Here is a 16,972-nt window from a genome sequence, read left to right as displayed (position 1 = left end):
CCGTCTCGCGTCTCAGAATGTCGCCGTCTTCGGGTCTGGCCCGATACGGGCTCCATGATTGTCGAGTTTGGCGATCAACGCCATGTCGTCGCCGTCGAGCTTGAAGTCGAAGACCTTGAAATTCTCCTCGATGCGCGACGGCGTTATCGACTTTGGAATAACGACGAGACCGCTATCCAAATGCCAGCGGATGATGACCTGCGCGGACGTCTTGCCATGCTTCCTGGCGATATCGCCGATCACCGGATGATCGATGAGCTTTCCCTGGCCAAGCGGGCTCCAGGACTGGGTGGCGATGTTCAGTTTCTCGTGTGCTGCTTGAGCTGCCTTCTGCTGAAAGTCCGGATGCAGCTCGATCTGGTTGATGACCGGAACGACGCCGGTTTCGGAAATCAACCGATCGATGTGCTCGGGATAAAAGTTCGATACGCCGATCGAACGGGCGCGACCTTCCTTCTTCAGTTTGGCCAAGGCCTTCCAGCTATCGACATAGCGGTTGCGCGTCGGTGCCGGCCAGTGAATGAGGTAGAGATCGACATAGTCGGTACCTAGCCGCTTCAGGCTCTTGTCGAAGGCCTTCAGCGTCGAATCATAGCCCTGGTCGTCGTTCCAGAGCTTGGTCGTCAGGAAGATATCCTTGCGGTCGATGCCAGAGGTGCGGATGCCCTCGCCCACACCGACCTCATTTTCGTAGACCGCGGCTGTATCGACATGGCGATATCCGGCCTCGATCGCCGTGCGCACCGTGGGCGCGGCAATATCATCGGGCGTCCGCCAGACGCCGAGGCCGAGCTGAGGAATGGAATGGCCGTCGTGGAAAGTGATGATGGATTGCTGTGCCACAATATGTCTCCGAAAGCTCAACGAATTGCACCGGGCGTGTTCGGTCAGCGGTCTCCCGCTGATGTGCCTGCGCGTATCTCAGCCCGCGCGCAGGTCGAAACGCATATAGGTCATCGCCTCCCGATTATCACCCCCGACGTCACACAACGCGAACCACCGTCCCCCTGCGTATGAACGGCAAGAGGCGGCGCATATCGCGCGGATGAATTGCGACGCATCCCGCGGTCGGCTCGTAGCCCGGCTTGATCAGGTGAAAGAAAATGGCAGAGCCGCGGTTGCGCGCACGTGAGGTGACGTTCCAGTCCATGACCAGGCAAACGTCGTAAAGTCCGTCGCCGCGCTTCATCTCTTCATGGCTCGGCCGAAACGGTGACTTAGCGAGGCGGTTGTAGTTGGGATCGTCAGGCTGATCGCACCACAGCATGTCTTTGCGGATGCGGCGAATCGGAAGCAGCGTTTGGAGGCGCGATGGCCGCTCGCCGCGTCGGAACCCGAAAAGCAGCTTCATCGACGCGATCGGCGTTGCGCCATCACCCTCGCGTTTCAACACGGTTCGGCCCGAGCGACCGATTGCAGCAGGCACCACGATTGCACCGAATTGGACCAACGCCCGGCTTTTCTGACCCGGCGCGGGTCGTACGGTGATGATCGTTGACTGTATACATCGGCGTTGCCTTGTTTTTTCCATCTTTCTCACGTGTTTTCGCAATTGCTTGGGCGATGATTGAAATCATATAGCACCATATACGACAACAGCTTGGTCTCTTGATCTTTGCCAACGATCGAAAGTGGCGTAGGACTATGGAACCAGATGGCGAGGACAGAGCCGCATGACCGCACGCACCATTCTGTTGGTGGACGATGACGACGACCTTCGCGAAACCCTCACGGAGCAGCTTTCGCTCTATGACGAGTTTTCTGTTTTGCAGGAAACGACGGCCGCCAAGGGCGTGGAACGCGCACGCGCGACGCCGATCGATCTCCTGATCATGGACGTCGGGCTGCCCGATATGGATGGCCGCGAAGCCGTGAAGCTTCTGCGCAAGGGCGGCCTGAAGGCACCCATCATCATGCTGACGGGACACGATACGGATTCCGATACGATCCTTGGCCTCGAAGCAGGTGCCAATGATTACGTCACGAAGCCATTCCGGTTTGCCGTCCTTCTTGCCCGCATTCGCGTGCAGCTACGCCAGCACGAGCAGAGCGAAGACGCCACCTTCAACGTTGGCCCCTATGTGTTCAAGCCAAGCCAGAAGCTGCTGACGACCGACAACGGCCAAAAGATCCGTCTGACGGAAAAAGAGGCGGCGATTATCCGCTATCTCTATCGTGCCGAGCAGAAGGTCGTCACCCGCGATGTCCTGCTCGAGGAAGTCTGGGGCTACAATTCCGGCGTCACGACGCATACGCTCGAAACGCACGTGTACCGCTTGCGGCAGAAGATCGAGCGCGATCCATCCAACGCCGAAATTCTGGTAACGGAAAACGGCGGCTACAAGATCGTACCGTAAGATGGCACTCAACGACGATATCCGCCTGCTTTCGCAGCTGCCGCTTTTCAAAGAGATGTCAGAAGATCAGCTACGGCTGATCGCGTTTGGCGCGGATCGACGGGCAATATCAGGCGGACAGCTACTGTTTCGCGAAGGCTCCCCCGCCGAAGGCGCCTATGTCATCCTGACCGGCAGCGTCGAGCTCAGCCGCACCGGTCGGAACGAACAGAAAGTGGTAGAGGCGATCGTGGGCGCCGGAACGATGCTTTCGGAGCTTGCGCTCATCACTCTGGTAGAGCGCAAGTTCACCGCAGTCGCCAGGGAGGATACGAGCATCATCCGCATCACACGGGCACTGTTCCACCGGCTGATCGAAGAATATCCTGAAGCCGCGCAGCTGATCGAAAACCGCATCCGCGACAATATCGCTGCGCTCGCGGCCAAGGCCGCCGCCGAGCTTCATCGCTTCGCCTGACAGTTCCCGAAGACCGAAGCCGGCCCTAGAGATCGAAATGAGCAGTCACTGGCACATGATCGGACGGCCGCTCCCAACCGCGGGCTTCCTTGAGAATTTCGATGCGCTGAAGGTGCGGCCCGAGGTCCTGCGACGACCAGATGTGGTCCAGGCGCCGGCCCCGGTCGGCGGCCTGCCAATCCTTGGCCCGGTAGCTCCACCACGTATAGAGCTTTTCGTTCGCCGGAACATGCTGACGCATCAAGTCTAGCCAAGCACCGCGCTTCATGACATCGAGCAAGCCGTCGGTTTCGACCGGCGTGTGGCTGACGATCTTGAGTAGCTGCTTGTGCGACCAGACGTCATGTTCGAGGGGGGCGATGTTCAGATCGCCCACGAGAATGGAAGAGGTATTGGCCTCTCCATTGGCCTTGAGCTGCTTCATCTCCTCGACGAAATCGAGCTTGTGGCCGAACTTCGGATTGATGGACCGGTCGGGTTCGTCGCCGCCCGCTGGCACATAGAAGTTGTGAACGCGGATGCGGCGGCCCCCGCGCTCAAAAACCGCGGAGATGTGGCGGGCATCGCCAACGCGGCAATAATCCTGCCTGTGGTCTTCCGTCAGCGCAAAGCGCGAGGCGATGGCGACGCCATGATAGCCTTTCTGACCGTGGATGATGATGTGGTCGTAGCCCATGGCGCGCAGCGGTGCTGCGGGAAACAATTCGTTCGGCACCTTGGTTTCCTGCAGGCAAAGAATGTCCGGTCGATGCTTGAGAACGAGTTGCTCGACGATCGGCATGCGCAGCCGCACCGAATTGATGTTCCAGGTGGCAATGGAGAAACTCATCGGCTGCCTTTCAAATCCGTATTGCGACGATGGCTTTAGAGCAATTCCAGCAAAAGTGCATAGCGGTTTTGCGTCCGAAATGGCGTAAAGACAAAAAGATAGAGCGTTTTGGCGGGTTCGAAGAAATGCTGAAATGCTCTGGAACAAAGCCACGCAGGATGGAACGCAAAGGCGCAAAGAAAAACGCCCTGCGATCGCAGGGCGTCAGAGATCGCGTGAACGCAAATCAATCGCGGTAGGCGGCAGTACCCGGAATAACCTCGTAGGGCACCCTGAAGACCTTGTCGTCGAACTGCATGCCCGTCTTCACATTGAACACCATGACCGACGTGTCCTTGCCCTGGTTGTCCGTGATCGTCCACTGCCGGAGATCGTAGGTCTTGGGGTCGAACATCATCGTGATTGTCGAATTGCCGAAGACCGTATTGTTGCCGAGAGCGATGGTGGTGAGATCGGACTCCTCCTTGACGCTCTTTACCGAGCCTGCCGAAAGATCGATGCGCTGCGCCAGAAGCAGGCTGAGCGGCGTCTTCGACAGGGGATAGAGGTCCCACGTCTTGAGCTTCATRTTGCCGATCGCAACGTTCTTGCCGTCAGCGATGACGCGGATGGGCGACGGGTCGTCATAGTTGAAGCGCAGCCTGCCCGGGCGCTGGATGAAGAATTTGCCGCCGGTCTGTTCGCCACGCGGGCCGAACTGCACGAATTCGCCTTGCATCGTGCCGACGCTTGAAAAATGGTCGGCAATCGCCTGAGCGGTCCTGTTGTTGGACGCTGCGGCGGCCGCCTGTGCAAAGACGCTTAACGGTATCGCGGTCGAGGCCGCAGCGACAGCCATGGCGCCCATCATGTGGCGCCGGGTCAGCGAAATGCGGTCCAGGAAGGAATCGGAGTTGGTCATCTAAGTCTCCTTTATGCAATCTGAATGCTGCTGAAACACGGCGTCTTGATGGCGCATTCACGGGCCTGCGGCAAGGTAACGGTTTCGGAGCGATCAGGTTTCCGTGAAGTCCGGTTTCGCGAAAATATTCCGGACTTCAGCGGTCGAGAATGTCACCCTCGGTCGGAACGAGAATCTCGCGCTTGCCGGCATGGTTGGCCGGCCCGATGATGCCTTCCTGCTCCATGCGCTCGATCAGCGACGCGGCCCTGTTGTAGCCGATACCCAGCCTGCGCTGAATATACGACGTCGAGGCCTTTCCGTCACGCAGAACAATTGCAACGGCCTGATCGTAAGGATCCTCGGAATCCGCAAGGTTTGACGTGCCCGACGGTCCCCCGCCGTAATCGCCGTCTTCATCGTCGTCGGCGGTGATGGCATCGAGATACTGCGGCGACCCCTGCGTCTTGAGATAGGAGACGATTTCCTCGACCTCCATGTCGGCCACGAACGGCCCGTGCACGCGCTGGATGCGGCCACCACCTGCCATATAGAGCATGTCGCCCATGCCGAGCAGCTGTTCGGCACCCTGCTCGCCAAGGATCGTGCGGCTGTCGATCTTCGAAGTGACCTGGAAGGAGATGCGGGTCGGGAAGTTTGCCTTGATCGTGCCGGTAATGACGTCGACGGAGGGACGCTGGGTCGCCATGATGACGTGGATGCCGGCGGCACGCGCCATCTGCGCCAGGCGCTGCACCGCGCCTTCGATGTCCTTGCCGGCAACCATCATCAGGTCGGCCATTTCATCGATGATGACGACGATGTAGGGCATCGGCTGCAGGTCGAACTCTTCCGTCTCGTACATCGCCTCGCCGGTGTGGCGGTCGAAGCCGGTCTGGACGGTGCGCGAGATCACCTCGCCCTTGGAGAGCGCCTGCTCGACACGGCTGTTGAAGCCGTCGATGTTGCGCACGCCGATCTTCGACATCTTCTTGTAGCGCTCTTCCATCTCGCGGACGGTCCACTTGAGGGCCACGACAGCCTTCTTCGGATCGGTGACGACAGGCGAGAGCAGATGCGGGATGCCGTCGTAGACGGAGAGTTCCAGCATCTTGGGGTCGATCATGATCAGGCGGCACTGCTCGGGCGTCAAACGATAGAGCAGCGAGAGGATCATGGTGTTGATGGCGACAGATTTACCCGAGCCTGTCGTACCGGCGACCAGAAGATGCGGCATCTTGGCGAGATCCGCAATGACGGCTTCGCCGCCGATCGTCTTGCCCAGCGCCATGGCGAGCTTCGCCTTGGAGCCTTCGAAATCGCGCGAAGCGATGAGTTCGCGCAAATAGACAGTCTCGCGCGTGGCGTTCGGCAGTTCGATGCCGATCGCGTTGCGACCGGGAACGACGGCGACGCGAGCGGCGATCGCGCTCATCGAGCGGGCGATATCGTCGGCAAGGCCGATGACGCGGGATGACTTGATCCCAGGGGCGGGCTCCAGCTCATAGAGCGTGACGACAGGGCCGGGACGCACGTGGATGACCTCGCCCTTGACGCCGAAATCCTCGAGCACGCCCTCAAGCATACGCGCATTCTGCTCCAGCGCTTCGGCTGACAGAGTGGAGTCGCGAATGACGTTCTTCGGCTCAGCAAGCAGATACATCGACGGAAGCTGGAAGCCCTCGGGACGAATGAAAGAACTCTGCTGCTCGCGTTCGACGCGGGCGCCGGGCTTGGGACGCGAGGACGGTTGCACGACGCGATGCTCCGGCCTTCCGCCCGCTGGTTTCGCCGGCGCGCGCATCATCCATTCGTCGTCGTCATCGGGCAGGATATCGGCAGGGCGCGGCGGCATGTCGTTGTCGAACGGCAAGCCGTCATCCTCGTCGTCATTCAGCGAAATCGACGGTGCGGAAACGATGCGGCGCTGCGAGGCAGCGCGCGGTTCCATCGAAGGCTCCATCCGTTCGCCGCGCGTCGCCGGCGCCTTGGCGCGAACAGGCTCGTTCAGCTTGCCGAACTCGTCATCGTTGAAATCGTAGGGTGACTCGACGTCTTCCCGCCGGCGCTTGCGCGGGCCCATGCCGAGCAGGCGGCGCAAGCGGGCCTGGCTCATGTACCAGGCATGCGTCAGGGCGCCGAAGGCGAGCCAGCCGCCGTCTCCGTCGTCTTCGTCCTCGTCACCCACCGAACGCAGCTTGGAGCGGCTGGTGGCATAGTTTTCGGCTTCCTCTTCCGCTTCCTCCTCCTCGGTACGCCCGACGATGCCCGCGGCAAACAGCATCATCCAGACAGTCGGAACCGCAAGGACGCTGCCGATCGCGGTGGCGAAGGCACCCGTTGGATAAGCACCGACGAACAGGGCCGGAAAGCGCAGGATCATATCGCCGACGACGCCGCCGATGCCGTTCGGGATCGGCCAGGTGAGTGGCGGCGGAAAGCAACCGAGGACGGCCGACGACAGTATGGAGCCCACGCCCCATGCTGCGGCGCGCGCCGGAATCCGGCTGAGGCGGCGGCCGGAAATCAACGCCAGCGCCCAAGCGACCACCGGCAGCAGCGCCACGACGCTGGCCAGCCCGAAAAACTGCATGAGAATATCGGCAAAAGCCGCGCCGCCATAGCCTAAAATGTTGGTCGGCTCATTGCCGGTCGCATAGGAATAGCTCGGATCGGCAACGTTCCACGTTGCGAGCGCCGCAACCGCAAGTGCAAGCAACAGAAAGATGGCAAAGCCCAAAAGGGTCTGCGCCTGCCGGAACATGAACCCCGATAGGGAGAAACGGTCCGGCCGGCCATCCATTGCTGGCGATGTGCTTCTTGCCATGTGTGTACCCGTCCAATGCCTGAAAGCGTGCGAATCGCCAACGCGCCTCGCGCCCAATGCGTCCGCTCCACCTAATCAAACGACGGTTAAAGCCGTATTAACCATGCACTCCTTACATCTTGCATTCGAAAAATAAAAAGGCCCGGACCTTTCTGGGGACCGGGCCAAAGCGGCTTAAACGTTTCGAACACGCCGCAACGGGGTGTTTGAGGACGCCCGTGACGGACGCCGCAAGCCTTTATTTACGAGTGGTAGGCGGCTTCGCCGTGCGTTGCGAGGTCGAGACCTTCACGCTCCGCTTCGACCGTCACCCTCAGGCCGACGACAACGTCGACGAGCTTGTAGAGAATTGCCGAGCCGATGCCGCACCATACGATGGTGGTGGCGACGGCAGTCAGCTGGGTGACGAGCTGGCCACCCATCGTGACACCTTCGACATAGCCGACACCGCCGAGCGATGCGGAAGCGAAGATGCCGGTGGCAATAGCGCCGAACATCCCGCCGATGCCGTGGACGCCGAAGACGTCAGCGGTATCGTCGTATCCGAACTTGTTCTTGACGACGGAGACGAAGAAGTAGCACAGCGGCGAAACGATCAGGCCCATGATGATTGCGCCCATCGGACCGACGATGCCAGCAGCTGGCGTGATCGCAACGAGACCAGCGACCATACCCGAAGCACCACCGAGCATGGAGGCCTTGCCACGGGTAAGGGTTTCGACAACTGCCCATGAAACGATGGCTGCAGCGGTGGCGATGAAGGTGTTGACCGTTGCGAGCATAGCGCCGCCGGAAGCTTCCAGGTTGGAACCGGCGTTAAAGCCGAACCAGCCGAACCAGAGCATCGATGCACCGACCATTGTCAGCGTCATCGAGTGCGGAGCCATCATGTCCTTGCCGAAGCCCGTACGCTTGCCGACCATGATCGCACCGATCAGACCGGCAACGCCGGCGTTGATGTGAACGACCGTGCCACCTGCGAAGTCGAGCGCGCCCATCTTGAAGAGCAGGCCGTTGGCATCCCAGACCATGTGCGCGATCGGGAAGTAGACGAAGGTCGCCCACAAGGCGCAGAACAGCACCACAGCCGAGAACTTGATGCGTTCAGCGAAGGCACCAACGATCAGCGCAGGCGTGATTGCCGCAAACGTCATCTGGAACAGTGCGAAGATAAACTCAGGAATGACGACACCCTTTGAGAAGGTCGCAGCCGTCGAATCCTTCGTGACTCCAGCGAGGAACATCTTCGCCGTGCCGCCCCAGTATTGGCTGTCGGAGCCGCCAAAAGCGAAGGAGTAGCCGTAGATGACCCAGATCAGCATCAGGACCGCAGCGACCATCGTGCACTGCATCAGCACGGAAAGCATGTTCTTTGCGCGAACGAGGCCGCCGTAAAACAGCGCAAGACCTGGCAGGATCATGAACAGGACGAGCAGGGTGGAGATGAACATGAATGCTGTATCGCCCTTGTCAGGAACAGGGGCAGCGGCGGCAGCAGGAGCGACCGTTGCGGCAGCGTCCTGCGCGAAGGCGGCGACCGGCGCCAGAAGCGCGGCGGACGCGGCGGCAAGGCGCGTGTAGGTGGAAGTAAACTTCGAAATGGACATTGAAAACAGCTCCTTGCTCGGCCTTACAGCGCTTCTGAATCGGTTTCGCCGGTACGGATGCGCACCGCATGGTCGATCGAATAGACAAAGATCTTGCCGTCGCCGATCTGGCCGGTCTTGGCCGACGACGCGATGGCTTCGACTGCCTTCTCCACGATTTCGCTGGCGACTGCGATTTCGATCTTGAGCTTCGGCAGGAAGCTGACCGCATATTCGGTGCCGCGATAGATTTCGGTATGTCCCTTCTGGCGCCCGTAGCCCTTTACTTCGGTCACGGTCAGGCCCTGAATGCCGATCGCCGTGAGGGCTTCGCGCACCTCATCGAGCTTGAACGGCTTGATAATGGCCATCACAATTTTCATCTGGTTTCCCATCCTTGTTGTCCTCGGCGCGGAGCCGACTCTCCTTGCCGCTGACGTTTACGAACAGCGACTGGCGATATACATTCAAGGGGCGTGCCAGATTCAAAAATGAAAATTAAGTTACTGAAAAATAACAACTATAATTGAGGGCGCCAATAAACAGGCAAATGATTGCCCAATAATCGCTCAAAAAACGCCCAAATGAACAAAGATGCGCATTTTTTACGCATCTGCTCTTTTACGAATCAGCCCCTCCTGAGCCACCGACGCAATCAGGACACCATTTCGCGCAAAGAGGCTACCGCGCGTCAAGCCTCGCGCTCCGGACGCAGAGGGACTGTCCTGCGTATAGAGGAGCCAGTCGTCGAAGCGCGTGGGGCGATGAAACCACATCGAATGATCGAGGCTGGCGACTTGGAGCGTATGATCGAAGATCGATGTTCCATGCGGATAAAGCGACGTGTCGAGCAACGTCATATCGGAAAGATAGGCAAGAATGGACGCCTGGTAGAGCCTGTCGTCGGGAACAGCACCGGTCGCCCGCACCCACACGTGCTGGAACGGATCGAGCTTCTTGCCGGAGAAGTAATGCGTGAGCGAGACCGGCCGGATTTCGATGGGCCGCTCGCGTTCCCAGTACTTGCGGATGGCCGCCGGGGCATCGACCAGATACTGTGCGGCGATCTGCTGTTCGTCCAAAAGTGTCTCGGGCATCGGCACGTCGGGCATGGCGATCTGATGATCGAAGCCCGGCTCTTCGATCTGGAACGAGGCCGACAACGCAAAGATCGCCTTTCCATGCTGGACAGCGACAACGCGGCGCGTGTTGAAGCTTGAGCCGTCGCGAATCCGCTCGACCTGATAGACGATCGGAACCGACGGATCGCCCGGCCGCATGAAATAGGCGTGCAGCGAATGCACCAGGCGTTCGCGCTCCACCGTACGCTGCGCCGCCATCAGCGCCTGCGCGATCACCTGACCGCCGAAGACCCGCTGCCAGCCGACCTGAGGACTGACGCCACGGAAAATATCGACTTCGATCGGCTCGAGATCGAGCGTCGACAGAAGCGTTTCCATGGCCGTCGGCTTTTCGGTGTCTCGCGTCATTTTGTATGGCTCCGGACGGTAGGAAGTGCAGCAGCGATGATCTATATAGATCAATACGATATTTGCAGGAAACGGGACTGGACGCTATGCGGGACATGCTGGTTGTTGGCGCGGGTTATATCGGTCTTTCCGCCGCCGTGGCGGTCAAGCAGGCCGCCCCTCATCTCGACGTCGCCATTGTCGAGGCGGCACCGGAAGGCGTCTGGAAAAAGGACATGCGGGCCTCCGCCGTCATCGCTGCTGCAACAAAGATGCTGGAGGTCTTCGGCATCTGGCACGAGATCGAACCCGACGCGCAGCCGATCAACAAGATGATCGTCACCGATTCCAAAACCGCCGACCCCGTGCGCCCCGTCTTCCTCACCTTCGACGGCGAAGTGACCGAGGGCCGACCTTTCGCGCACATGGTTCCCAATGTTGCGCTGGTCGGCGCATTGCGCGGCGCCTGCGAGCGCCTTGGCATCGAGATCCATCACGGCCTCAGCGCCACTGGACTGAAGACGGGCGACACACATGCCGAAGTGACACTTTCCAACGGCACGGTGATGGAAGCCCGCCTAGTGGTCGCCTGTGACGGCGTCCGCTCGCATGTCCGCGAACTGGCGGGAATAAAAACAGTGTCCTGGGATTACGGCCAATCGGGGATCGTTACGACGGTCGAGCACGAGCGCCCGCACAACGGTTGCGCCGAGGAACATTTCCTGCCCGCCGGCCCCTTCGCCATCCTGCCCTTGAAGGACAACCGCTCCTCGCTGGTTTGGACGGAACCGACCGCGGAAGCAAACCGTCTGGTCAATTCCGACGATCTGATTTTCGAGGAGGAACTGGAACGCCGCTTCGGCCACAAGCTCGGTACTCTGAAGGTTGTAGGAGACAAGCGCGCCTTTCCGCTCGGCCTCACCCTCGCGCGCGCCTTCGTGGCTCCGCGTCTTGCCCTTGCCGGCGATGCTGCCCACGGTATCCATCCGATTTCCGGCCAGGGACTGAACCTTGGCTTCAAGGACGTCGCAGCCCTTGCCGAAACKATCGTTGAGGCTGACAGACTGGGCCTCGACATCGGCTCGATCAACATCTTGGAGCGCTACCAGGCTTGGCGTCGCTTCGACACCTTCCGAATGGGGGTCACGACCGACGTCCTCAACAGGCTGTTTTCCAACGACCTGGCGCCGATCCGGATCGCCCGCGACTTCGGCCTCGGCATCGTCGACCGGCTGCCGGGCCTCAAATCCTTCTTCATCGGACAGGCCGCCGGCACGACCGCGAAAGACAATCCACGCCTGCTTGCCGGCCAGGCGATCTAGTCGTCCAGTTCCCGCGCCTCCGACACCAGCATGATCGGGATACCGTCGCGGATCGGATAGGCCAGACGTGCCTTTTCCGACACCAGTTCGCCGTGGTCGCGATCGTATATGAGCCGGCCCTTGGTCAGGGGACAGACCAGGAGCTCCAGGAGCTTCGGATCGACGCGGCTGAGTTTCTCGTCCATACGACGGCCTTACTGCAAAACAGTGTCGGAGTCACCGAAGACGCGCGCCAGCACGATCTCGGTGATTGCGATAAGCGTTTCGGCCCGGGTCTTGAGGTCGGGCGCTTCCAGCAGAGCCTGCTTCTCGGCCGGCCCAAAGGGCGACATCATGGCAAGCGAGTTCACGAGTGTCAGGTTGCTGGCACGCTCCACGCTCTCCCAGTCGGCCTCGAGCTTGTTGGCGTCGAGATACGCTTTGAACGCGGCAAGAAGCGCTACCCGGTCGACGGCATCCTCCTCGTCGCGTGCCGACAGATCGGCGATAAAAGGCGCGATGCGGAATGTGCGGAACGGCTGATGCGTTTCCTTCTGTTCCAGCAGACGGAAACGGCAGATGCCGGTGAGCGATACGATGTAGCGGCCGTCGCCTGTTTCCGCAAACGAAGTGATGCGGCCAAGGCAGCCAACTGACGCCAGATTGGCATCGCCGTGCCTGTCCACTGTATCTCCAAGCGCAGGCTGCACCATGCCGATCAGCCGGTTGCCCGTCAGCGCAGCGTCGAACATCGCCAGATAGCGCGGCTCGAAAATATTGAGCGGCAGCTGCCCTGTTGGCAGCAGAAGGGCGCCCGCCAAAGGGAAAACGGCGATCGAGTCAGGCAGATCGCCGGGTTTCAGATATCGTGCATTCCCCACTTGCATAGAGGCTGGTCCCGCATCATCGGCAAGGCGCAACGTCATGCGCCCGCACTAACGGAATGTGGGGTACGCCCTCGAAAACGCAAGGGCCATTCTCGCAAACTTAGGAGAAGAGCATGGCGGAAAGTTTGCGCCGTGCCGCAACGGTCGCGGGGTCCTTGAACCCCCACACCTCGAAGAACTGCAGGAGCTGGCGACGTGCGCCGTCGTCATCGAACGTGCGGTCCTTGCGCATGATATACAAAAGGTGTTCGGCCGCTTCGTCACGCTTGCCCTCGACGTTGCGGATCTTCGCCAGTTTGACGCGCGCTTCGTGGTCGTCGGGGTTGCGGGCGAGCTGATCCTCGAGTGCCACAGGATCCCCGAGCTTGCGGGCCTCCTCGATCTGCGCGAGTTTCTTGAGGACCGCCTGGATCGCGGCATCCTTCGCCACCTCTTCCGGCAGATCGCTGAGTGCCTCGCGCGCCCGCTCGTGCTGATTGGCTGCGATCATGCATTCGGCCATGCCGGCAAGCGCCTTGGCGTTGTCCGGGTCTGCCTCCATGACGGCGCCGTAGAGCTGCGCTGCGCCATTGACGTCGCCAGCGGCAAGAAGGCCGTCCGCTTCCTTCAGGACAGCTTCGATTTCGGCGGCCTGATCGGCACCGGCGGGACCGGCGATACGATCGATGAACTCGCGGATCTGGCTTTCCGGAACCGCCCCCATGAAGCCGTCGGCCGGCCGACCGCCGACGAACGCGATGACCGCCGGGATCGATTGGATACCCAGTTGGCCGGCAATCGACGGATGATCGTCGATGTTCATCTTGACGAGCTTGACGCGCCCCTGGCTCTCGTTGACCACCTTTTCGATGACAGGCGTCAGTTGCTTGCAGGGGCCGCACCACGGCGCCCAGAAATCGACCAGGACCGGCTGGTTGCGGGATTCCTCGATGACATCCTTCGCAAAGGTCGCCGTCGTCGTGTCCTTGATGTGGCCGTCTGGTGATGGCACCGATGCATCGCCGAAGCTTGCCGTTGCAGACAGCTGGCCAAAGGAATTGCTGTAGGGATTGTTGTTGCCGCTCATAGGTCTCTCCCGCCGCGCCGGCTAACCGGCTTTTCTAGCGCTAAAATCGTATGTCAGGACGTCACTTTCAAGACAAGCGGCTTGTGCCCGGTCGCTTCCATGAAGCGAACGAGATCACCGCTTGCGATCGATGTCGTGGCGTCGTTGGAAAGCGGGTGGCAATTGATGATCTCTTCCTTCATCAGGTCCGCATCAAGCACAAAGGTGACGTTGCCGGTCGAATCGTTGATCGCGCCGAAAGCCGTCACCGAACCCGGTACCACGCCGAGATACTCCATCAGTTTCTCCGGTTTGCCGAAAGACACCTTGCTTGCCGCGCCGATCAGCGTATGCACCGTTTTCAGATCGACGGCGGCGTTCTCCTCGACGGTCAGAAGGAAGAACTGATCCTTCTTGTCTTTGACGAAAAGATTCTTCGTGTGCCCGCCGGGAATTTCGTCCCGCAGCGACACCGATTCGGCGACTGTGAAGACCGGCGCATGAGTCTTGGTGCTGTGTTTTACACCCAGCCCATCGAGAAAAGCGAACAAATCGTCAGCGGTCTTCGGCATCGTCTCGGTCATTTCAGGATCCGTCTGCATCATGGAAAGCGGCAAGACACCCTGATTACGTCCCTCATGCGTCTTTTGCAACGCCCGCATTTGACGCTTTTCCCCGCGTTTGCTGCGTTCTTGGCGCTCAGATCGAGCCCGGCCGAATTTTTCTTCGGGTTTCCGTCATTTCCCTGTTGCATTTGAAAATCGTTTGGGCGATATAGCGCCCGTCGCCGCAAGGTGGCGCCCACGGTCCTCACAACTACCCCGGACCGATGTGGATTGAGCGGGTGTAGCTCAGGGGTAGAGCACAACCTTGCCAAGGTTGGGGTCGAGGGTTCGAATCCCTTCGCCCGCTCCAGTTTTCCAAAGAAAATCAATAAGTTACTCCGCTTCGGCGGATTGCGTGTCGGGTCCGACCTTATTCGGACAGCACCGGGGCAGCACGAGCTCGTTTTTGCCTTGCGATATCTTCCTTGCTGGCGACCGCCGGTTGCCAGACGAATGTAGGTCATCAAGCCGCAGCTGAGGCTGATCTGAGTACGCGATTGGAGGGATACAACGGCGTATCGATCGCCGAATTCCAGTTCCGAACCGGAATGCTGCCGATCGCTGCGTATCTGGTGAACAACGGCAAAATCTTCGTGTTTCGGACGGATCGCAAAAACAGGTCGCCAGCATCTTGGGTACCGATCAAGCAAAGGTATCAAACATTACATGTGGGAGGCTTGAAGGCTTTACGGTGGATAGGTTGGTGAACTATCTGACCGCCCTAGGCGTCGACATCGACGTCAGCCTAAGCAAAACCCATGACCGCACCGGTCGGGTCCGCGTTCACGCGCCGGTTGCCACTGCTGGCTAACAATCACTTCCTCATCGAAATGGAGTTATAGCGCCTGATGCTTGACGAAGAGCTGAGCACATGTCTGTGCCCAACTCTGTCCGTTCTAGCCAGCCAGCTTCATCCGGCGCCACGGAAGTTGCGACGGGTGCACGTTTCGCATAAAGCGGACTATGTCCGGGCGCCCGTAAGTTTCATGTCGCTGAGCGCCCAACAATACAACAGGTTGTGAAAGCCTCACGCTAAGGGCCGTGATGAGCCCTTCCGCCTCTTGCTGGTTGTGGATCACATGGTCGCGGACGGCCGCAACAGCAAAATTGACGCCTTGCTCACGAACGAGCGCTATTTGCCATTGTGACATCAGGCGGCACTCCTTTTCGACATGGCGACAGCTTCACTCTCGGGGTGTTTATGCCCCTTAAGGACTTCGTTTATCCGACCCGGATTCACGCCGTATGCAGCCGCGATCTTGTGCTGGTAGTCACCGGCCCAATGTCGGAGCCAGACGTCAACGGCGTCGCCAAACGTCAGCCTGTATGGCTGTGGATATTTCATGGTCATGCTCGATCCTTTTTTCAAAAGAACCGGTCGGGCCTTGACTGCTTCCGCCGTATGACTCATGGTCCGGCGGTGATCACACAGCAGCCCCAACCGGCCGCTACACTATTGGGTCGACACGTCTGATTCACGTGTCGACCCAACCATTTGAGCGATTCTCTCTGTGAGATCGAATCTTCTGGTTGCAGAAAGAGCCCAAATCTCGCGCTGTCCACAGGATTCCTGCGTCCGCTATCACCGACGGCGCGTGTAGCTACGAACATATGTTCCATTCTTTCGATAGTAGCCTCTTACACTGACGGTTCCCCATAGCTGCGAGCGGCGGCGTCCAACTCCCATATCCGCGATAACCGCCCGGCCTGGACGCCGCGCTCCGAGCACCACAGCGACGACCTGCGGCGTCCAGACTTTCTGGTGTCGGGCAGTTCCCGGTGTAGATCCTGTTCGATGATCCGGAATAGGATGAACCGGACGCTGGCGACGCCGCGAATGTCGAAGGATAGTTGGTTGTCGGCGAACTCGGGCTGGATGGTTGCGCGGCCGTCATTTGGGCGGGAGCGCCCTCGATCGCTGGAGTAACCGCTGGTGGAGCCGGCGGCTCCTGGTTCTCAGCAAGAACACTCGTAGCGGCGCGCCCAAAGGCTATGTTCCCCGCGGTGCCGTCGGCCAGAACAACGCTCCGGTACCGGACATGCTGTCAGGCGTTCTAAGGACGGTGATCGTGCCATTGCGACCATCTGAACTGCCGGGTCACATCGTGTCGATGGGCAACCTGAGTGACCGTCGCACCATCGAGCCCAACCGACATGACAATGTCGAGCTTCTTCTCGTCACCCCAACGCCGCCGCCGTTCCTGACCAAGAATTTCGACACGCATCCCATACCTCGCCTAAGACACGTCGCTAACGACGTCGCTAATGACGTGTCTTAGGCCATCAAGGCGCTATCCGGCAGGCGGTGCCAATCGGGTGCTTACGTTTATTTAGGAGTTCAAATGGGCAAACCCATGCCTGAAGATAAGAAGCGGCAGCTTGTCGACGAAACTAAAGAAGCCGCGCTCTCAATGCTCGACGACTTAGCATACTTGCGGCGACTTCTGGCTGCCGATGAGGCAGATCCAGGTGAGGTTCGGCGAATGAGTGCCATTCTCCGACGATGTGTGGTGGAAAACACCCTGACGCGAATTGCGAACCCCCGGATAGGAAAAATCGCAGTGAGCGCGCCGGATTTCAAACCGATTTACGTCACCAGCAGGAGCCGACCAGCGCATGTTTTCGTCGGGGCAAGCACTCGMATATTCGGGATAGACGTCATGGCCCTAGCAGCTCACGAGGGTTCGACAGCCGGTTTCAACTCATTCGATCCAGACGCGCGCATGGAC

General features: G+C 59.7%; 17 protein-coding genes and 1 tRNA gene. 5 read left to right on the top strand and 13 right to left on the bottom strand.

Annotated elements, in window-relative coordinates:
• Positions 1-12: 12 nt before the first annotated feature.
• Positions 13-843: an aldo/keto reductase gene (locus tag AC1DMK_RS06710; RefSeq protein WP_477857857.1), complete on the bottom strand. Its 831-nt coding sequence runs from the start codon at positions 841-843 to the stop codon at positions 13-15.
• A 139-nt stretch (positions 844-982) separates the two neighbouring features.
• Positions 983-1,531 (bottom strand): L,D-transpeptidase family protein, encoded by a 549-nt coding sequence (locus tag AC1DMK_RS06705; protein WP_196246727.1) that lies wholly within the window; start codon positions 1,529-1,531, stop codon positions 983-985.
• Between the two features lie 142 nt (positions 1,532-1,673).
• Here AC1DMK_RS06705 and AC1DMK_RS06700 point away from each other — a divergent pair, with 142 nt between their 5' ends.
• Positions 1,674-2,357 carry a response regulator transcription factor gene (locus tag AC1DMK_RS06700; RefSeq protein WP_037059094.1) on the top strand — a complete coding sequence of 228 codons (684 nt, stop codon included), beginning with the start codon at positions 1,674-1,676 and terminating at the stop codon, positions 2,355-2,357.
• A 1-nt stretch (position 2,358) separates the two neighbouring features.
• A complete protein-coding gene (locus AC1DMK_RS06695; protein WP_037059092.1) occupies positions 2,359-2,814 on the top strand; it encodes a cyclic nucleotide-binding domain-containing protein in 456 nt (151 codons plus the stop codon).
• A gap of 25 nt (positions 2,815-2,839) precedes the next feature.
• Here the strand turns inward: AC1DMK_RS06695 and AC1DMK_RS06690 are convergent, their stop codons facing one another.
• The 6 genes from AC1DMK_RS06690 to tesB all read right to left on the bottom strand — a co-directional run bounded on the left by AC1DMK_RS06690 (position 2,840) and on the right by tesB (position 10,426).
• Complete coding sequence (locus AC1DMK_RS06690) at positions 2,840-3,643, bottom strand: exodeoxyribonuclease III (RefSeq protein ID WP_477857855.1); 804 nt, start codon at positions 3,641-3,643, stop codon at positions 2,840-2,842.
• 226 nt (positions 3,644-3,869) lie between these two features.
• Complete coding sequence (locus tag AC1DMK_RS06685; protein WP_037059088.1) at positions 3,870-4,544, bottom strand: outer membrane lipoprotein carrier protein LolA; 675 nt, start codon at positions 4,542-4,544, stop codon at positions 3,870-3,872.
• Positions 4,545-4,680: 136 nt separating this feature from the next.
• Complete coding sequence (locus AC1DMK_RS06680; RefSeq protein WP_477857853.1) at positions 4,681-7,350, bottom strand: FtsK/SpoIIIE family DNA translocase; 2,670 nt, start codon at positions 7,348-7,350, stop codon at positions 4,681-4,683.
• 242 nt (positions 7,351-7,592) lie between these two features.
• Positions 7,593-8,957, bottom strand: a complete 1,365-nt coding sequence (locus AC1DMK_RS06675; RefSeq protein WP_477857851.1) for an ammonium transporter — start codon at positions 8,955-8,957, stop codon at positions 7,593-7,595.
• Between the two features lie 23 nt (positions 8,958-8,980).
• Positions 8,981-9,331 (bottom strand): P-II family nitrogen regulator, encoded by a 351-nt coding sequence (locus tag AC1DMK_RS06670; RefSeq protein ID WP_037059084.1) that lies wholly within the window; start codon positions 9,329-9,331, stop codon positions 8,981-8,983.
• A gap of 210 nt (positions 9,332-9,541) precedes the next feature.
• On the bottom strand, positions 9,542-10,426 hold the full coding sequence (tesB, locus tag AC1DMK_RS06665) for an acyl-CoA thioesterase II (RefSeq protein WP_477857850.1): 885 nt from the start codon (positions 10,424-10,426) through the stop codon (positions 9,542-9,544).
• Positions 10,427-10,512: 86 nt separating this feature from the next.
• Here tesB and AC1DMK_RS06660 point away from each other — a divergent pair, with 86 nt between their 5' ends.
• Positions 10,513-11,727: a ubiquinone biosynthesis hydroxylase gene (locus AC1DMK_RS06660; RefSeq protein ID WP_037059082.1), complete on the top strand. Its 1,215-nt coding sequence runs from the start codon at positions 10,513-10,515 to the stop codon at positions 11,725-11,727.
• On the opposite strand, the gene AC1DMK_RS06655 is transcribed toward AC1DMK_RS06660, so the two are convergent.
• The 4 genes from AC1DMK_RS06655 to AC1DMK_RS06640 all read right to left on the bottom strand — a co-directional run bounded on the left by AC1DMK_RS06655 (position 11,724) and on the right by AC1DMK_RS06640 (position 14,222).
• The gene (locus tag AC1DMK_RS06655; RefSeq protein WP_037059073.1) at positions 11,724-11,912 is read right to left on the bottom strand and encodes a Trm112 family protein; all 189 of its coding nucleotides are present in this window, start codon (positions 11,910-11,912) and stop codon (positions 11,724-11,726) included. The two genes, AC1DMK_RS06660 and AC1DMK_RS06655, sit on opposite strands and share 4 nt — an antisense overlap.
• Before the next feature lie 9 nt (positions 11,913-11,921).
• On the bottom strand, positions 11,922-12,593 hold the full coding sequence (locus AC1DMK_RS06650; RefSeq protein ID WP_037059451.1) for an LON peptidase substrate-binding domain-containing protein: 672 nt from the start codon (positions 12,591-12,593) through the stop codon (positions 11,922-11,924).
• Between the two features lie 100 nt (positions 12,594-12,693).
• On the bottom strand, positions 12,694-13,659 hold the full coding sequence (trxA, locus tag AC1DMK_RS06645) for a thioredoxin (protein WP_477857848.1): 966 nt from the start codon (positions 13,657-13,659) through the stop codon (positions 12,694-12,696).
• 53 nt (positions 13,660-13,712) lie between these two features.
• Positions 13,713-14,222 carry a prolyl-tRNA synthetase associated domain-containing protein gene (locus AC1DMK_RS06640; RefSeq protein ID WP_477857847.1) on the bottom strand — a complete coding sequence of 170 codons (510 nt, stop codon included), beginning with the start codon at positions 14,220-14,222 and terminating at the stop codon, positions 13,713-13,715.
• Between the two features lie 256 nt (positions 14,223-14,478).
• On the opposite strand from AC1DMK_RS06640, the gene AC1DMK_RS06635 reads away from it, so the two are divergent.
• Together AC1DMK_RS06635 and AC1DMK_RS06630 are read left to right on the top strand one after the other, a co-directional pair.
• A tRNA-Gly gene (locus AC1DMK_RS06635) sits at positions 14,479-14,553 on the top strand.
• Positions 14,554-14,739: 186 nt separating this feature from the next.
• A complete protein-coding gene (locus tag AC1DMK_RS06630; RefSeq protein ID WP_477858138.1) occupies positions 14,740-15,054 on the top strand; it encodes a helix-turn-helix domain-containing protein in 315 nt (104 codons plus the stop codon).
• Positions 15,055-16,297: 1,243 nt separating this feature from the next.
• Here the strand turns inward: AC1DMK_RS06630 and AC1DMK_RS06625 are convergent.
• Positions 16,298-16,468 carry a transposase gene (locus tag AC1DMK_RS06625; RefSeq protein WP_477857845.1) on the bottom strand — a complete coding sequence of 57 codons (171 nt, stop codon included), beginning with the start codon at positions 16,466-16,468 and terminating at the stop codon, positions 16,298-16,300.
• Positions 16,469-16,972 lie beyond the last annotated feature (504 nt).

This window comes from Rhizobium sp. 05L419 (genome assembly GCF_056397845.1).
The sequence above is the reverse complement of the archived record's forward strand: the minus strand, read 5'-3'. Positions and strand labels throughout refer to the sequence as shown.

Excerpts from the sequence above, each read along its gene's own strand:
- AC1DMK_RS06680 (WP_477857853.1), bottom strand. The coding sequence starts at position 7,350 with ATGGCAAGAAGCACATCGCCAGCAATGGATGGCCGGCCGGACCGTTTC.
- AC1DMK_RS06655 (WP_037059073.1), bottom strand. The coding sequence starts at position 11,912 with ATGGACGAGAAACTCAGCCGCGTCGATCCGAAGCTCCTGGAGCTCCTG.
- AC1DMK_RS06705 (WP_196246727.1), bottom strand. The coding sequence starts at position 1,531 with ATGGAAAAAACAAGGCAACGCCGATGTATACAGTCAACGATCATCACC.
- AC1DMK_RS06640 (WP_477857847.1), bottom strand. The coding sequence starts at position 14,222 with ATGACCGAGACGATGCCGAAGACCGCTGACGATTTGTTCGCTTTTCTC.
- AC1DMK_RS06695 (WP_037059092.1), top strand. The coding sequence starts at position 2,359 with ATGGCACTCAACGACGATATCCGCCTGCTTTCGCAGCTGCCGCTTTTC.
- AC1DMK_RS06670 (WP_037059084.1), bottom strand. The coding sequence starts at position 9,331 with ATGGGAAACCAGATGAAAATTGTGATGGCCATTATCAAGCCGTTCAAG.
- AC1DMK_RS06675 (WP_477857851.1), bottom strand. The coding sequence starts at position 8,957 with ATGTCCATTTCGAAGTTTACTTCCACCTACACGCGCCTTGCCGCCGCG.
- AC1DMK_RS06690 (WP_477857855.1), bottom strand. The coding sequence starts at position 3,643 with ATGAGTTTCTCCATTGCCACCTGGAACATCAATTCGGTGCGGCTGCGC.
- AC1DMK_RS06700 (WP_037059094.1), top strand. The coding sequence starts at position 1,674 with ATGACCGCACGCACCATTCTGTTGGTGGACGATGACGACGACCTTCGC.
- AC1DMK_RS06625 (WP_477857845.1), bottom strand. The coding sequence starts at position 16,468 with ATGCGTGTCGAAATTCTTGGTCAGGAACGGCGGCGGCGTTGGGGTGAC.
- tesB (WP_477857850.1), bottom strand. The coding sequence starts at position 10,426 with ATGACGCGAGACACCGAAAAGCCGACGGCCATGGAAACGCTTCTGTCG.
- AC1DMK_RS06650 (WP_037059451.1), bottom strand. The coding sequence starts at position 12,593 with ATGCAAGTGGGGAATGCACGATATCTGAAACCCGGCGATCTGCCTGAC.
- trxA (WP_477857848.1), bottom strand. The coding sequence starts at position 13,659 with ATGAGCGGCAACAACAATCCCTACAGCAATTCCTTTGGCCAGCTGTCT.